The sequence below is a fragment of the Pseudomonas sp. PDM26 genome, from assembly GCF_019219185.1.
Classification (GTDB): domain Bacteria; phylum Pseudomonadota; class Gammaproteobacteria; order Pseudomonadales; family Pseudomonadaceae; genus Aquipseudomonas.
This window is the reverse complement of the sequence record NZ_JAHUWC010000007.1, coordinates 258,592-273,515: the sequence shown is the minus strand read 5'-3', so window position 1 is coordinate 273,515 and position 14,924 is coordinate 258,592. Positions and strand designations below refer to the sequence as shown.

Sequence of the window (14,924 nt, the reverse complement as noted above, 5' to 3'; positions counted from 1 at the left end):
GGACCGCTTCGCGCTCCAACGGGGGCAAGCCCCCTCGCCACAAAAGCCTTGTCCTATCCCAGGAATCTATTCGTGTTCAAGGCTGCAAACGACAGCCCTGGCGCTCGCCGGTCCACACGGCGCTGTTACTGCGGCCCATTCCGCTGACCGTTACGCGCTTGTCGGTAGCGTCATCGGTAAAGCCGCTGGCAGGCAGCCACTGCTTCACATAACCGTGGCAGTACGCGGTGTCGTTACCCATCACATAGCGGCACGAACAGTATTCCTTGGCGGTGTAGGCGCTGATGATGTCGGGGAACGCCCACAGCGCCACCCGCTCGTGCCAGATCCAGCCGAGCAAGGCGATCAACAGGATCAGCAACAGGGAACTGAGCGGTCGACGACGAATGAAACCGGTCATGGCTGCACCTCCCCGGCAAAGGCCTTGAGCGCGAGCTGGAGCAATTGGTTGTGCCGGTAGCTGCCGTCGCGGTCATCGCCATAGCGGACGATCACCAGGTGTTCGCTGGGGATCACATACATTGCCTGCCCCCAATGACCCAATGCGGCGAAGGTGTCGGCGGGGGCATCGGGCCAGGGTCGTGCCGCGCCCTCGACGGCTCGATTGAGCCACCATTGGCCGCCGGGGACGGCATCGTCTTCGTGTGCGTGATAGTGAGCGAACGGCTCGCGGTTGAACGCCAGCCAATCCTTGGGCAGTAGCTGCTTGTCTCCCCAACGACCTTCGCGAGCCATCAACAGACCGACCCGGGCCAGGTCCCGTGCAGTGAGGTAGGCATAGGACGACGCGACGAAAGTGCCCGTGGCATCGGTTTCCCAGATCGCGTGGCGAATGCCCAGCGGTTCGAACAATGCAGTCCACGGAAAGTCGGGATAACGGCCGGGACCGACAATGGTTTTCAGCGCCGCGGACAGCAGGTTGCTGTCACCGCTGGAGTAGCGAAACGCCTGGCCTGGCGCCGCATAAGCATCATGGGCCACAGTGAACGCGGCCATGTCGTGGTGACCGCGGGTGTAGAGCATGGCCACCACCGAAGACTTCAGCGGTGCGTATTCGTAGTCTTCTTGCCAATCCAGGCCTGAGGCCCAGTGCAGCAGGTCGGCCATGGTCATGTCGGGGTGTTTTTGCAGGGGCGGATAAAACTTCGCCACCGGGTCGCCGAGCTTGAACAAGCCTTCGCCGTAGGCCACGCCGAGGATCGTGGCCATCAGGCTCTTGCTGATCGACCAGGTCAGGTGAGGCGTCTCGGCCGTCGTCGGACCGGCGTAGCGTTCGTAGAGCAACTGGCCGTCGCGAATCACCAGCAAGGCATCGGTGCGAATGCCCTGGCGAGTGGTGTCATCACGGGATGGGAAGGCGTAGGCCTCCAGGGCCTGAAGCGCCGGGCCGGTCGGCGTCGGGGCGGTCGGCCATTGCTCGGCGGGCCAGATATCGGCCCTGGCCGTGAGGCTGAGCAACAGCAGGAAAACCAGGGACAAGCCTTTGGGCATGGCGGGGGCTCACAGGGAATAACCGGGTCAGCCTAGTCCAGTTAAATGACACTCACGCGACCCTTACCTTTGTAGGAGCTGCCGAAGGCTGCGATCTTTTGATTTTGCTCTTTGGCCATCCCCCGAAAAGAACAGGATCAAAAGATCGCAGCCTTCGGCAGCTCCTACCCGAATTCGTCAGAGGTCTGCCAATGCCCTGGCCAATCGCTTCCCTCGCGCCCCTGCCGCCAAATCCATCACCGCCTGATCCCGCTGCCACATCGCCGCCCACTCCGCAGGCCCTCCGGCCAACGCCTCATTGACCTCAGCCTTGAGCCCTTCGAACTGTGCAAACAATCCGCCAAGCAACACATGCCCGGCCGGATGGGTCGGTGGCTGGCGGCTGGTTTCCGCGCACCCCGCCAACAACCCCAGCAACCGCAATTGCAAGCCTTGCGGCCAATCGCATTCCTGGCCAATGCCATACAACCACGCCGACATGGCGCTCAGTACGTAGATGTCTTCCAGAGTGCGGAACGGTTTGACATAAGCATCCCAGCCGTCCCCGGCGAGCAATTCGCACAAGGCATTGTCCAGAAACAACCGGCCATGACTGATGTCCGGCATCAACGGGATCGGCGCCAGTTTTTCCACCCGTACACCCGGCTCACCACGATAGATCACCGCCAGGCTCAAGCGTGGATCGGTGCCAGGCTCCTCGCTGCGCGCCGCCACCAGTAGCCAGTCGGCGGCAAAGCCTGCGGTGACGAAATCCTTGCGTCCGCTCAGACGCAAACCGCTCAGTCGGGTTCGCATGTCGGCCGGGCGCAGGCTGCGCTGTTCGGTGGCGCACAGCGCACCGAGGCTCAGCGGCGCACTCGGCCAGAGCATGCGCAATGCCGCTTGATACCCCACCAGAAACGCCAGCCCCGGCGTCGCCATCAACCGCCCGCCAAGCACGGCCAATTCGAACGGTGTGACCGTTCCCAACTGCTGCAACAAGGTCGCGAAACTTTCAGCCAGATCCGGGTTGGCGGGCAAACGATCACGGCGGTTCAACAGGGTTTGCCAGGGCATAAGGGGCTCCTCAAGGGCTGTCATATAAGCATCACCAAAGCTTAATGGCGATGACACCGGGGCTACATAGCCTGACTTTGCACAACACGGCTAGACAAAGAAAGTCGATTCGCTGTAGCCCGAAGACGGGTGAGCAGCCCGCACGGAGATTCGTCATGACTCAGATCGCCCGCATCAGCGACACCGGCAACGAACGCCGCCTGCAAGCCGAACGCCTGGTGGGTGCCGAGGCGTTGCAGGAAGCCCAGGCCTTGCGTTTCAACGTGTTCAGCGGCGAATTCAACGCCAGGCTCAAGGGTGCTGAACTGGGTCTGGACATGGATGACTACGACGTTCACTGCGCCCACATCGGCGTGCGCGACCTGAACACCGGGCGTCTGGTGGCGACCACCCGTTTGCTTGACCACACAGCTGCCAGCAGCCTGGGCAAGTTCTACAGCGAAGAAGAATTCAGCCTCCACGGCCTGGTTCACCTGCAAGGCCCGATTCTGGAAATCGGTCGCACCTGCGTCGACCCGGCCTACCGCAACGGCGGCACCATCGCCGTGCTCTGGGGTGAACTGGCCGAAGTCCTGAACCAGGGCGGCTACAGCTACCTGATGGGTTGCGCGAGCATTCCGATGCAGGATGGCGGCGTACAGGCCCACGCCATCATGCAGCGTCTGCGCGAACGCTACCTGTGCACCGAACACCTGCGCGCCGAGCCGAAAAAACCGCTGCCAAGCCTGGACATCCCGTCGAACGTGATCGCCGAAATGCCACCGCTGCTCAAGGCCTACATGCGCCTGGGCGCGAAGATCTGCGGCGAGCCATGCTGGGACGAAGACTTCCAGGTCGCCGACGTGTTCATTCTGCTCAAGCGCGACGAACTCTGCCCGCGCTACGCCAAACACTTCAAGGCGGCTGTCTGATGAGCCGGTTGCGGGTGTACGCGCGAATCGCGCGAGTGCTGTTGGTGGTGATGCTGGGCCTGGGCATGGCCAGTGTGTTCGGGGTGTTCGAGCGCCTGGGCATGGCCCATTCGATGGCGCGTCGCCAGCGCTGGTCGCGGTTTTTCATGGCCCGCCTGAGCAACGCCCTGCCCTTTGACGTGACTGTCCACGGCGAGCTGCCGAAGGTCCCGATGCTCTGGGTCAGCAACCACGTGTCCTGGACGGACATCCCGCTGCTGGGCATGCTCACGCCGCTGTCGTTCCTGTCCAAGGCCGAAGTCCGCACCTGGCCAGTAGCCGGCTGGTTGGCGGCCAAGGCCGGCAGCCTGTTTATCCGCCGTGGCTCGGGTGACAGCCAGTTGATCCGCAAGCAGATGACCCGTCACCTGGAACAGGCACACCCCCTGCTGATGTTCCCGGAAGGCACCACCACCGATGGCCGTTCGCTGCGTACCTTCCATGGTCGCCTGCTGTCCGCCGCCATCGATTCCGAAGTGGCGATGCAGCCGGTAGCGATTCGTTATGTGCGTGACGGCGAGCCTTGCGCGCTGGCGCCGTTCATTGGCGACGATGACTTGCTGTCGCATCTGATGCGCCTGTTCGCCAACGACCGTGGAGGTGTTGAGATTCATCTGCTCAAGCCAATCGCTTGCGAAGGTCGGGAACGTGCGGCGTTGGCGTTCGAGGCGCAGCAGGCGGTGCAGAAGGCGTTGTTTGGTGAAGTGGTAAAACCTTCCGAACCACGTCGTGCTGGCGAACTGATCGCTGCCTGATTACAAAAGATCGCAGCCTTGTAGGAGCTGCCGCAGGCTGCGATCTTTTGACTTGGCTTTAAAGATCAAAATCAAAAGATCGCAGCCTGCGGCAGCTCCTACAGGGATATGTGTCGGCGGCTCTGCGCAAAATCCTGCACCTGCGGATAGAACAACCTGAAGTCCTCGCTCAACGGTTCATACAACCGCCGCAACTCCTGCATCGCCGCCGCCAGTTCCTCCGGTCGGGTCAGGCGCCGCGAGATCCCGAGCAACACCTGCTCCAGCACTTCGAATTCCTGATACGAGCCCAACCAGTCATTGGCCACCATGTGCGGCGCAATCTTCGCCAGCCGCTCCGGCAGTTGCCGTTCGCTGGACAGCACCCGGTAAACGTCCGAGGTGAACAACGCCAGGGGCCGGTCGGCATACAGCGCCCAGTCCCGGGCCAGGCAGTGGTCGAAAAACACGTCGAGCACGATCCCCGCGTAGCGACGCCGGGTCAGGGAGAAACGCGACAACGCGACGTCCACCAGCGGATGGCGATCGGTGAACACGTCGATGCTGCGGTGCAACTGGATAGCCCCCTCGATTTCCGGAGCGAACTGCCCTTGCAGCCGTCCCTTGACGAAATCGCCATACAGACTGCCGAGCATTTGGCCGGGACGTTGGCCACCGAGGTGAAGATGTGCGAGATAGTTCATGGGCGCAGCTTAGCACTGCCCTCTTGTCTTGTTACACTCACCATATCGTTATAACTCGATATACCGAAATGTGAGCGGGTCAGAGCCAAATCATATTTGTATATCGCGAAATATCGATTTAAAGTTCGCCTCATCGCGATATAGCGTTTTACACATCACGAGCCCACATCATGACCATCAATCTCGACGAAATAATAAAAGCCCTGGCACACCCGGTACGGCGAGACATCCTGCACTGGCTCAAGGACCCGAGCGTCGAATTTCCCGACCAGTCCCACAGTAACGAGCACGGCGTCTGCGCCGGGCAGATCGATCAACGTTGCGGCCTGTCGCAGTCCACGGTGTCCGCACACCTGGCGACCCTGCAACGCGCCGGCCTGATCAGCAGCCGTAAAGTCGGCCAGTGGCACTTCTTCAAACGCAACGAGGAAACCATTCAGGAGTTCCTCAAAACCTTCAGTAAAGAGCTCTGACCCTGAGAACGCCCCCAACGTCAGCCAGCCGAAAAGGAATTAAACAATGCCCCTCTCGCTACTCATCCTGGCCTTGAGCGCCTTCGCCATTGGCACCACCGAGTTCGTCATCATGGGCCTGCTGCCCAACGTGGCGGCTGACCTCGGTGTGTCGATTCCCGGTGCCGGCTGGCTGGTGACCGGTTACGCCCTGGGCGTGGCCATCGGCGCGCCGTTCATGGCGCTGGCCACCGCCAAATTGCCGCGCAAGGCCGCGTTGGTGGCGTTGATGGGCATTTTCATTATTGGCAACCTGCTCTGTGCAGTGGCTAGCGACTACAACGTGCTGATGTTCGCCCGTGTGGTCACCGCCCTGTGTCATGGCGCCTTCTTCGGTATCGGTTCAGTCGTAGCCGCCGGCCTGGTGCCTGCAAACAAACGCGCTTCGGCCGTGGCCCTGATGTTCACCGGCCTGACCCTGGCCAACGTCCTCGGCGTACCGCTGGGCACCGCCCTCGGTCAGGCAGCCGGCTGGCGTTCGACCTTCTGGGCCGTGACCGTGATCGGTGTGATCGCACTGATCGGTTTGATCCGCTTCCTGCCGGCCAAGCGCGATGAAGAAAAACTCGACATGCGCGCCGAACTGGCCGCACTCAAGGGCGGCGGCATCTGGCTGTCCCTGAGCATGACCGCGCTGTTCGCCGCCTCGGTGTTCACCCTGTTCACCTACGTCGCGCCGCTGCTGGGCGAAGTCACCGGCGTCTCGCCCCGTGGCGTGACCTGGACCCTGATGCTCATCGGCCTGGGCCTGACGGTCGGCAACATCATCGGCGGCAAGCTGGCCGACAAAGGCATGGCCGCGACGCTGATCGGCGTGTTCATCACCATGGCCGTGGTGTCCACCGTGCTGACCTGGACCAGCGTCGCGCTGATCCCGACCGAAATCACCCTGTTCCTCTGGGCCACCGCGTGCTTCGCCGCCGTACCGGCTCTGCAAGTGAACGTGGTGACCTTCGGCAACGCCGCACCGAACCTGGTGTCGACCCTGAATATCGGCGCTTTCAACATCGGCAACGCCCTGGGTGCCTGGGTCGGCGGCAGCGTGATCGCACACGGCTTCGGCTTGACCCGCGTGCCGCTCGCCGCAGCTGCATTGGCGGTACTCGCCCTGCTGGTGACCCTGATTACTTTCCGTCAGAGCGGCAATCCCGATCTGGCCCCTGCTACCAACTGATCAACCATTACCTCACGAGGGTTGCTTTAAATGACGACTATTTTCGATCCGATCAAACTGGGCGACCTCGAGTTGGCCAACCGCATCATCATGGCGCCACTGACCCGCTGCCGCGCCGACGAAGGTCGCGTGCCCAATGCGTTGATGGCCGAGTACTACGTACAGCGCGCTTCGGCAGGCCTGATCCTCAGCGAGGCCACCTCGGTGACGCCGATGGGCGTCGGCTACCCGGACACCCCGGGCATCTGGTCCAATGATCAGGTGCGTGGCTGGTCCAACGTGACCAAGGCGATCCATGGCGCTGGCGGCAAGATCTTCCTGCAACTGTGGCACGTGGGTCGCATTTCCCACGGTTTGTACCTGAACGATGAAGCCCCGGTCGCCCCGAGCGCCATCCAGCCCAAGGGCCACGTCAGCCTCGTTCGTCCGTTGGCCGACTTCCCGGTGCCGCGCGCCCTGGAAACCGCTGAAATCGCCGACATCGTCGACGCTTACCGTGTCGGCGCCGAGAACGCCAAAGCAGCCGGCTTCGACGGTGTGGAAATCCATGCCGCCAATGGTTACCTGCTCGACCAGTTCCTGCAAAGCAGCACCAACCAGCGCACCGACAACTACGGCGGCGCCCTGGAAAACCGTGCTCGCCTGCTGCTGGAAGTGACTGACGCGGCGATCGAAATCTGGGGTGCCGGCCGTGTGGGCGTACACCTGTCGCCACGCGCCGACCTGCATGACATGGGCGACGACAACCTGGCCGAAACCTTCACCTACGTCGCTCGCGAACTGGGCAAGCGTGGCATCGCCTTCATCTGCTCGCGGGAGAAAGAAGGTGCCGACAGCCTCGGCCCTCAACTCAAGGAAGCCTTCGGCGGCCCCTACATTGCCAACGAGCGTTTCACCAAGGACAGCGCCAACGCGTTGCTCGCCAGCGGCAAGGCCGATGCAGTCGCCTTCGGCGTACCTTTCATCGCCAACCCTGACCTGCCGGCACGCTTGCAGGCTGACGCGCCGCTGAACGACGCGCGTCCGGAACTGTTCTACGCCAAGGGCCCGGCCGGTTACATCGACTACCCGACGCTGTGAGCCGTAACCGTTGAAACGCAAAAGCCCCGACTCGAAAGAGCCGGGGCTTTTTGTTGAGTATCAAGCCCTGGCCCGGTAGGAGCTGCCGCAGGCTGCGATCTTTTGATCTTGATTATGGCGATGATGCCATCGCCGAAGATCAAAAGATCGCAGCCTGCGGCAGCTCCTACAGGGACCGTGCAATGAAGGGGCCTCATAAAGGCGACACAAAATCCCTACAAATTACTGAGCTTGCTACCTGTCCACCTGCCGAGTGTAAGTATATAAAAGCACCCCATTGTCGGAGGGCGCGTGAAGAACTGTTCATCTTCGGTTTCAATGGTTGACACACAAGGCGCCAATTACGCATTTTGCTTTATTTACGCAGGCTGGGGCTGAAGCGCAACAGATCCAGCCCGGTATCGACCCAACGCTCGGCTTCGGCGTGCAATTCAAAACTGTCCGGGGCCAGCAGCCACTGGTACAGGATGCCGTCAATATAAGCATGCAAGCTGATGGCAGCGCGAGCGGTGTCGAGGTTTTCCGGCAACTGGCCGCGATTCACTGCATTACTCAGGGCCAGGCCGATCCGCACATTGCATTCGAGGCTGGCCGACACCCGTTGTTGGCGCAGGTCGCACATTTCATCGGTGAATTCACACTTATGAAAAAGAATCTCATTGATGCGGCGGGTTTTCGGGTCCAGCGCAATTTGATGAAACAAATGAATCAACAGTTTGCGCATGCAGCCCAGGGGATCGAGTTCGTCTTCGCTCTCGCTGGCCTTGGCCATCTCTTCCAGCGGCTCATGCAGGGTGTCGAGCATGGCCTGCACCAGATCCGCCTTGTTGCTGAAGTGCCAGTAAATGGCCCCTCGAGTGACACCGGCCAGGGTCGCGATGTCCGCCAGGGTCGTGCGCGCCACGCCTCGCTCGAAAAAGGCCTTTTCGGCCGCCTCGAGAATTTGTGCGCGGGTTTCCTGAGCTTCCTCTTTGGTACGACGGACCATGGCAGTACAACCTCAATCGGGGTGCTTCAGCGATGTCTGAATATCAGCTGAATAAAAAGTGGGGCGAACGTTCTGGGGGGCGTCCCCAGCCTGCATTTACAACCGTTCAACGGCTTGTGTAACGACGTTGATACGCAGCCTGGGTATTTACAAACAGCCATGTACGTAAGTATATTCATTAGCAAGCTACTTATCCACTCGGTAACCACTTTTCAACCTTCCACCTTTCTAGTGCGCTCCTTGCGCGCCTGACCCGAGGATTTTCATGCAATTCAAGCCAGCTGTTACCGCTCTGGTCGCCGCCGTTGCCCTGGCATCGCTGCTCAGCGGATGCAAAAAGGAAGAGGCAGCACCGGCCGCCCCACCGCCTCAGGTCGGCGTCGTGACTCTGCAACCCCAGGCTTTCACCCTGACGTCCGATCTGCCAGGTCGTACCAGTGCGTTCCGCATTGCCGAAGTTCGCCCGCAGGTCAATGGCATCATTCTCAAACGCCTGTTCAAGGAAGGCAGCGACGTCAAGGCCGGCCAGCAGCTCTATCAGATCGACCCTTCGATCTATGAAGCAACGCTCGCCAGCGCCGAAGCCAACCTGCGTTCGACCAAGTCGATTTCCGACCGCTACAAACAATTGGTCGACGAACAAGCCGTAAGCCGTCAGGAATACGACACCGCCTTGGCCAACCGCCTGCAATCGGAAGCCGCACTGCAAACCGCCCAGATCAATGTGCGCTACACCAAGGTCAATGCCCCGCTGACCGGCCGCATCGGCCGCTCCTCGGTGACCGAAGGCGCACTGGTGAGCAATGCTCAGGTCGATGCGATGGCGGTGATTCAGCAAATCGACCCGATCTACGTCGACGTGACGCAGTCCTCGGTCGAGCTGTTGCAACTGCGCCGTGAGCTGGAAAGCGGTCGCTTGCAAAAAGCCGGTGACAACGCGGCCTCGGTCAAGCTGACCCTCGAAGACGGCAGCGAGTACACGCTGGACGGCAAGCTGGAGTTCTCCGAAATCTCGGTTGACCAGACCACCGGTTCCGTCACCCTGCGCGCGATTTTCCCGAACCCTGATCACACCCTTCTGCCAGGCATGTTCGTGCACGCCAAATTGCTGACCGGTGTGAACAGCGCGGCGATCCTGGCCCCGCAGCAAGGCGTGACCCGCGACCTCAAAGGCACCCCGACCGCACTGGTCGTCGGCCCGGACAACAAGGTCGAACTGCGTCAACTCAAGGCCAACCGCACTGTCGGTAACCAATGGCTGATCGAAGACGGCCTGAAGGCCGGCGATCGCCTGATCACCGAAGGTCTGCAATTCGTCAAACCTGGCGTCGAAGTCAAGGCCAGTGAAGCGACCAACGTAGCCGTAAGGAACCCGGCCCCCGCCCAGGTAGCTGATAAAGCCTCCGGCGGCAAAGGGGAGTAAACCATGTCGAAATTTTTTATCGACCGTCCGATTTTTGCCTGGGTAATTGCCCTGGTGATCATGTTGGTCGGGGCACTATCGATCCTCAGACTGCCGATCAACCAGTACCCGAGCATTGCGCCTCCAGCGATCGCCATCTCCGTGGCCTACCCGGGTGCTTCGGCGCAAACGGTACAGGACACCGTGGTTCAGGTGATCGAGCAACAGCTCAACGGTATCGACCACCTGCGTTATGTCTCGTCGGAAAGTAACTCTGACGGCACCATGACCATTACCGCGACCTTCGAGCAAGGCACCAACTCCGATACCGCGCAGGTTCAGGTCCAGAACAAGCTGAACCTGGCCACCCCATTGCTGCCGCAAGAAGTGCAACAGCAGGGTATCCGCGTCACCAAGGCGGTGAAGAACTTCCTGTTGGTGATCGGCGTGGTGTCGCGTGACGGCAGCATGACCAAGGACGACCTGTCCAACTACATCGTGTCGAACATGCAGGACCCGATCTCGCGGACCGCCGGTGTCGGCGACTTCCAGGTGTTCGGTTCCCAGTACGCCATGCGTATCTGGCTCGACCCGGCCAAGTTGAACAACTACAACCTGACGCCGATCGACGTCAGAACCGCCATCGCTGCGCAAAACGTCCAGGTGTCGTCCGGCCAGCTCGGCGGCCTGCCAGCCCTGCCCGGCACCCAGTTGAACGCGACGATCATCGGCAAGACCCGCCTGCAGACCGCGGAGCAATTCGACAAGATCCTGCTCAAGGTCAACAAGGACGGTTCCCAGGTTCGCTTGAAAGATGTTGCCGAAGTCGGTCTGGGGGGTGAGAACTACAGCATCAACGCCCAGTTCAACGGCGCCCCGGCTTCCGGTCTGGCAGTGAAACTGGCCACCGGTGCCAACGCTCTGGATACCGCCAAAGCCCTGCGCACGACCATCGACAGCCTCAAACCGTTCTTCCCGCAAGGGATGGAAGTGGTGTTCCCGTATGACACCACGCCGGTAGTAACGGAATCGATCAAGGGCGTGGTTCACACCCTGGTCGAAGCGGTCGCGCTGGTGTTCCTGGTGATGTTCCTGTTCCTGCAGAACTTCCGTGCCACCATCATCACCACGATGACCGTGCCGGTGGTATTGCTCGGTACGTTCGGGATCCTCGCGGCAGCCGGTTTCAGCATCAACACCCTGACCATGTTCGGTATGGTACTGGCCATCGGCTTGCTGGTGGACGACGCCATCGTCGTGGTGGAAAACGTCGAACGGGTGATGAGCGAAGAAGGACTGTCACCCAAGGAAGCCACCAAGAAATCCATGGGCCAGATCCAGGGCGCACTGGTCGGTATCGCCCTGGTGCTGTCAGCGGTGCTGCTGCCAATGGCGTTCTTCAGCGGGTCCACCGGTGTGATCTACAAGCAGTTCTCGATCACCATCGTCTCGGCCATGGCCCTGTCGGTTCTGGTTGCGCTGATCTTCACCCCGGCGCTTTGCGCCACCATGCTCAAGCCGATCCGCAAAGGCGAGCACGGCGTACCGAAGCGAGGTTTCTTTGGCTGGTTCAACCGCAACTTCGACCGCGGCGTACGCAGCTACGAGCGCGGTGTGGGCAACATGCTCGCGCAAAAGGCCCCGTACCTGCTGGCCTACCTGATCATCGTCGTCGGCATGATCTGGCTGTTTACCCGTATTCCAACGGCGTTCCTGCCTGAAGAGGACCAGGGTGTACTGTTCGCCCAAGTGCAAACCCCGGCCGGTTCGACGTCCCAGCGCACCCAGGTGGTCGTGGACGAAATGCGTGAATTCCTGCTGCGTCCGGGCAAGGATGGCGGCGAAGGCGATGCGGTGAACTCGGTGTTTACCGTGACCGGCTTCAACTTCGCCGGTCGTGGCCAGAGTTCGGGTATGGCGTTCATCATGCTGCGCCCGTGGGATGAACGTAACGCCGACAACAACGTGTTCAAGGTGGCGGCCCGTGCCCAGCAGCACTTCTTCACCTTCCGCGATGCCATGGTGTTCGCCTTCGCGCCACCGGCGGTACTGGAACTGGGTAACGCCACCGGTTTCGACGTGTTCCTGCAGGACCGCGCCGGTATCGGCCACGAAAAACTGATGCAAGCGCGCAACCAGTTCCTCGGCATGGCCGCACAAAGCAAGATTCTGGCTCAGGTGCGTCCGAACGGCCTGAACGACGAACCGCAATACCAGCTGGAAATCGATGACGAGAAGGCCAGTGCCCTGGGCATTACCATCGCCGACATCAACAACACCCTGTCGATTGCATTGGGCAGTAGCTACGTCAACGACTTCATCGACCGTGGTCGGGTGAAAAAGGTTTACGTGCAAGGCCAGCCAGGCGCTCGAATGGGCCCTGAAGACCTGCAGAAGTGGTACGTGCGCAATAGCGTCGGCACCATGGTTCCGTTCTCGGCGTTCGCCAAGGGTGAGTGGATCTACGGCTCGCCGAAACTGGCCCGTTACAACGGCGTGGAAGCGATGGAAATCCTCGGCGCCCCGGCACCGGGTTACTCCACCGGTGAAGCTATGGCCGAAGTCGAAGCCATCGCGCAGAAGCTACCGGCGGGTGTCGGTATTTCCTGGACCGGTCTGTCGTACGAAGAGCGTCTGTCCGGTTCGCAAGCACCAGCGCTGTATGCCCTGTCGCTGCTGATGGTGTTCCTGTGCCTGGCGGCGTTGTATGAAAGCTGGTCGATTCCGATCGCGGTGATGTTGGTGGTGCCGCTGGGGATCATCGGTGCATTGATGGCCACCAGCCTGCGCGGTTTGTCCAACGACGTGTACTTCCAGGTAGGTTTGTTGACGACCATTGGTCTGGCGGCAAAAAACGCCATTCTGATTGTCGAATTTGCCAAGGAGCTGCACGAACAAGGGCGTAGCCTGCGCGATGCGGCAATTGAAGCCAGTCGCATGCGTCTGCGACCGATCATCATGACCTCGCTCGCCTTCGTTCTGGGTGTGGTACCACTGGCGATATCCACCGGCGCGGGCTCCGGTAGCCAGCATGCCATCGGCACAGGTGTGATCGGCGGTATGATCACAGCCACTGTGCTGGCGATCTTCTGGGTCCCACTGTTCTTCGTCACTGTGTCGTCCATAGGCCAGCGTAAAATCGCCGACCAGGATGACGCCACTGAAACTCCTCAAGAGGCTGGCTAATGAGCAAGTCGCTACTCTCCCTGGCAGTCGCCGCCTTCGTGCTCGGTGGCTGCTCGCTGATACCTGATTATCAGCAGCCCGAAGCGCCGGTGGCGGGCCAGTACCCGCAGGGCCCGGCGTACTCGCCGGCCCAGGCACCGGCGCAAGCGGCTGCCGAGCAGGGCTGGAAGCAGTTTTTCCATGACCCCGCGCTGCAACAGCTGATCCAGGTTGCCCTGGAAAACAACCGTGACCTGCGTGTCGCGGCCCTGAACATCGACGCGTTTGCGGCCCAGTACCGCATCTCCCGTGCCGATCTGTTCCCGGCCGTCTCGGCCAACGGCACCGGCAGCCGTCAGCGCGTTCCGGCTGACGCTTCGCAGACCGGCCAAACCGGCATCGTCAGTTCCAACTCGGCCACGGTCGGGGTCAGCGCCTACGAACTCGACCTGTTCGGTCGGGTTCGCAGCCTGAACGAAGAAGCGTTGCAGAAGTACTTCGCCACTGAAGAAGGTCGGCGCAGCACGCAGATCAGCCTGGTGGCCAGTGTGGCCAACGCCTACCTGACCTGGCAGGCGGACAAGGAACTGTACAAGCTGACCCAGGACACCCTGGCCACCTTCGAGGAAAGCTACAAGCTCACCGCCCGCAGCAACGAAGTCGGGGTCGCCTCGGCCCTGGACCTGGCGCAGTCGCGCACCTCGGTGGAAAACGCCCGTGCGCAACTGGCCAAGTACACCCGTCAGGTCGCCCAGGACGAGAACAGCCTGGTGCTGCTGCTCGGCACCGGTATCCCGGCCAACCTGCAAGCGGCCAAACCACTTGACGACGACCTGCTGAGCGACGTGCCGCCCGGCCTGCCGTCGGACTTGCTGCAACGTCGTCCGGACATCCTTCAGGCCGAGTACAACCTGAAGGCCGCCAACGCCAACATCGGCGCGGCGCGGGCTGCGTTCTTCCCGAGCATCAGCCTCACGGCCAATGCCGGCACCCTGAGCACGGACCTGTCAGGCCTGTTCAAGGGTGGTTCGGGCACCTGGCTGTTCCAGCCGCAGATCAACCTGCCGATCTTCAACGCCGGCAGCCTGCGCGCCAGTCTGGACCTATCGAAAATCCAGAAAGACATCGGCGTGGCGAACTACGAGAAGTCCATTCAAACGGCCTTCCAGGAAGTCGCCGACGGCCTGGCCGCCCGCCAGACCTACGTCCAGCAGTTGCAGGCACAGAAAGATTTCGTCAGTGCCAACCAGGTCTACTACCGCCTGGCCGAGCGTCGTTACCTCATCGGTGTCGACAGCAACCTGACCTTCCTCGATGCCCAGCGTCAGCTGTTCAGTGCGCAGCAGGTGTTGATCACCGATCGCCTGGCGCAACTGGTCAGCCAGGTCAACCTGTACAAGGCCCTGGGTGGTGGCTGGAACGAACAGACGGCGAAGAACGAGCCGTTGAAAGAAGAAGCGCCGAAGATGAAGTATTTCTGATAGCGCAGTGAAAACACGAAGCCCACCGATTGGTGGGCTTTTTGTTGGCTAAAATCAAAAGATCGCAGCCTTCGGCAGCTCCTACGCGGAAATTCGCGTTCCCTTGTAGGAGCTGCCGAAGGCTGCGATTTTTTGCCGTTCGATAATCGCCCAAAAACCGCCTTTAGCAATTGAACCATCCAGTACA

General features: G+C 61.0%; 13 protein-coding genes. 8 read left to right on the top strand and 5 right to left on the bottom strand.

All coding sequences use genetic code 11. From position 1 onward, the window contains the following. Positions 1-76: 76 nt before the first annotated feature. The 3 genes from KW849_RS16085 to KW849_RS16075 form a co-directional block, all read right to left on the bottom strand. A complete protein-coding gene (locus KW849_RS16085; protein ID WP_218430333.1) occupies positions 77-400 on the bottom strand; it encodes an amidase in 324 nt (107 codons plus the stop codon). Beyond that, entirely contained in the window at positions 397-1,491 is a 1,095-nt protein-coding gene (locus tag KW849_RS16080) for a serine hydrolase (protein WP_218430332.1), read from the bottom strand. The genes KW849_RS16085 and KW849_RS16080 overlap by 4 nt, the downstream gene beginning before the upstream one ends. A 177-nt stretch (positions 1,492-1,668) precedes the next feature. Continuing rightward, the gene (locus tag KW849_RS16075) at positions 1,669-2,547 is read right to left on the bottom strand and encodes an acyl-CoA dehydrogenase family protein (protein WP_218430331.1); all 879 of its coding nucleotides are present in this window, start codon (positions 2,545-2,547) and stop codon (positions 1,669-1,671) included. A gap of 155 nt (positions 2,548-2,702) precedes the next feature. Between KW849_RS16075 and olsB the strand changes: the two genes are divergently transcribed. After that, a complete protein-coding gene (gene olsB, locus KW849_RS16070; protein ID WP_218430330.1) occupies positions 2,703-3,458 on the top strand; it encodes an L-ornithine N(alpha)-acyltransferase in 756 nt (251 codons plus the stop codon). After that, a complete protein-coding gene (locus tag KW849_RS16065; RefSeq protein WP_218430329.1) occupies positions 3,458-4,252 on the top strand; it encodes a 1-acyl-sn-glycerol-3-phosphate acyltransferase in 795 nt (264 codons plus the stop codon). Before olsB ends, KW849_RS16065 begins: the two co-directional genes overlap by 1 nt. A gap of 98 nt (positions 4,253-4,350) precedes the next feature. Here KW849_RS16065 and KW849_RS16060 read toward each other — a convergent pair whose 3' ends face one another. Then, the gene (locus tag KW849_RS16060) at positions 4,351-4,935 is read right to left on the bottom strand and encodes an ACP phosphodiesterase (RefSeq protein ID WP_218430328.1); all 585 of its coding nucleotides are present in this window, start codon (positions 4,933-4,935) and stop codon (positions 4,351-4,353) included. Between the two features lie 170 nt (positions 4,936-5,105). Between KW849_RS16060 and KW849_RS16055 the strand changes: the two genes are divergently transcribed. From KW849_RS16055 to KW849_RS16045, 3 genes are read left to right on the top strand one after another with little or no spacing between them, the layout of a single operon-like run. Continuing rightward, positions 5,106-5,408: a helix-turn-helix transcriptional regulator gene (locus KW849_RS16055; RefSeq protein ID WP_218430327.1), complete on the top strand. Its 303-nt coding sequence runs from the start codon at positions 5,106-5,108 to the stop codon at positions 5,406-5,408. A gap of 46 nt (positions 5,409-5,454) precedes the next feature. Beyond that, a complete protein-coding gene (locus tag KW849_RS16050; protein WP_218430326.1) occupies positions 5,455-6,621 on the top strand; it encodes an MFS transporter in 1,167 nt (388 codons plus the stop codon). A 30-nt stretch (positions 6,622-6,651) separates the two neighbouring features. Next, positions 6,652-7,701, top strand: a complete 1,050-nt coding sequence (locus KW849_RS16045; protein WP_108216764.1) for an alkene reductase — start codon at positions 6,652-6,654, stop codon at positions 7,699-7,701. 355 nt (positions 7,702-8,056) lie between these two features. Here the strand turns inward: KW849_RS16045 and emhR are convergent, their stop codons facing one another. Continuing rightward, positions 8,057-8,689, bottom strand: a complete 633-nt coding sequence (emhR, locus tag KW849_RS16040; protein WP_218430325.1) for an efflux system transcriptional repressor EmhR — start codon at positions 8,687-8,689, stop codon at positions 8,057-8,059. A 265-nt stretch (positions 8,690-8,954) separates the two neighbouring features. Between emhR and KW849_RS16035 the strand changes: the two genes are divergently transcribed. From KW849_RS16035 to emhC, 3 genes are read left to right on the top strand one after another with little or no spacing between them, the layout of a single operon-like run. Then, positions 8,955-10,112, top strand: coding sequence for an efflux RND transporter periplasmic adaptor subunit (locus KW849_RS16035; RefSeq protein WP_218430324.1), 1,158 nt, complete (start codon positions 8,955-8,957; stop codon positions 10,110-10,112). Positions 10,113-10,115: 3 nt separating this feature from the next. Beyond that, positions 10,116-13,277: an efflux RND transporter permease subunit EmhB gene (emhB, locus tag KW849_RS16030; protein ID WP_218430323.1), complete on the top strand. Its 3,162-nt coding sequence runs from the start codon at positions 10,116-10,118 to the stop codon at positions 13,275-13,277. Further along, positions 13,277-14,737, top strand: coding sequence for an efflux RND transporter outer membrane subunit EmhC (gene emhC / locus KW849_RS16025; RefSeq protein WP_108216759.1), 1,461 nt, complete (start codon positions 13,277-13,279; stop codon positions 14,735-14,737). The genes emhB and emhC overlap by 1 nt, the downstream gene beginning before the upstream one ends. Positions 14,738-14,924 lie beyond the last annotated feature (187 nt).

What these genes read in the sequence shown, in the direction of transcription:
- KW849_RS16085 (WP_218430333.1), bottom strand. Translation starts at nt 400, where the DNA reads ATGACCGGTTTCATTCGTCGTCGACCGCTCAGTTCCCTGTTGCTGATC.
- KW849_RS16080 (WP_218430332.1), bottom strand. Translation starts at nt 1,491, where the DNA reads ATGCCCAAAGGCTTGTCCCTGGTTTTCCTGCTGTTGCTCAGCCTCACG.
- KW849_RS16075 (WP_218430331.1), bottom strand. Translation starts at nt 2,547, where the DNA reads ATGCCCTGGCAAACCCTGTTGAACCGCCGTGATCGTTTGCCCGCCAAC.
- olsB (WP_218430330.1), top strand. Translation starts at nt 2,703, where the DNA reads ATGACTCAGATCGCCCGCATCAGCGACACCGGCAACGAACGCCGCCTG.
- KW849_RS16065 (WP_218430329.1), top strand. Translation starts at nt 3,458, where the DNA reads ATGAGCCGGTTGCGGGTGTACGCGCGAATCGCGCGAGTGCTGTTGGTG.
- KW849_RS16060 (WP_218430328.1), bottom strand. Translation starts at nt 4,935, where the DNA reads ATGAACTATCTCGCACATCTTCACCTCGGTGGCCAACGTCCCGGCCAA.
- KW849_RS16055 (WP_218430327.1), top strand. Translation starts at nt 5,106, where the DNA reads ATGACCATCAATCTCGACGAAATAATAAAAGCCCTGGCACACCCGGTA.
- KW849_RS16050 (WP_218430326.1), top strand. Translation starts at nt 5,455, where the DNA reads ATGCCCCTCTCGCTACTCATCCTGGCCTTGAGCGCCTTCGCCATTGGC.
- KW849_RS16045 (WP_108216764.1), top strand. Translation starts at nt 6,652, where the DNA reads ATGACGACTATTTTCGATCCGATCAAACTGGGCGACCTCGAGTTGGCC.
- emhR (WP_218430325.1), bottom strand. Translation starts at nt 8,689, where the DNA reads ATGGTCCGTCGTACCAAAGAGGAAGCTCAGGAAACCCGCGCACAAATT.
- KW849_RS16035 (WP_218430324.1), top strand. Translation starts at nt 8,955, where the DNA reads ATGCAATTCAAGCCAGCTGTTACCGCTCTGGTCGCCGCCGTTGCCCTG.
- emhB (WP_218430323.1), top strand. Translation starts at nt 10,116, where the DNA reads ATGTCGAAATTTTTTATCGACCGTCCGATTTTTGCCTGGGTAATTGCC.
- emhC (WP_108216759.1), top strand. Translation starts at nt 13,277, where the DNA reads ATGAGCAAGTCGCTACTCTCCCTGGCAGTCGCCGCCTTCGTGCTCGGT.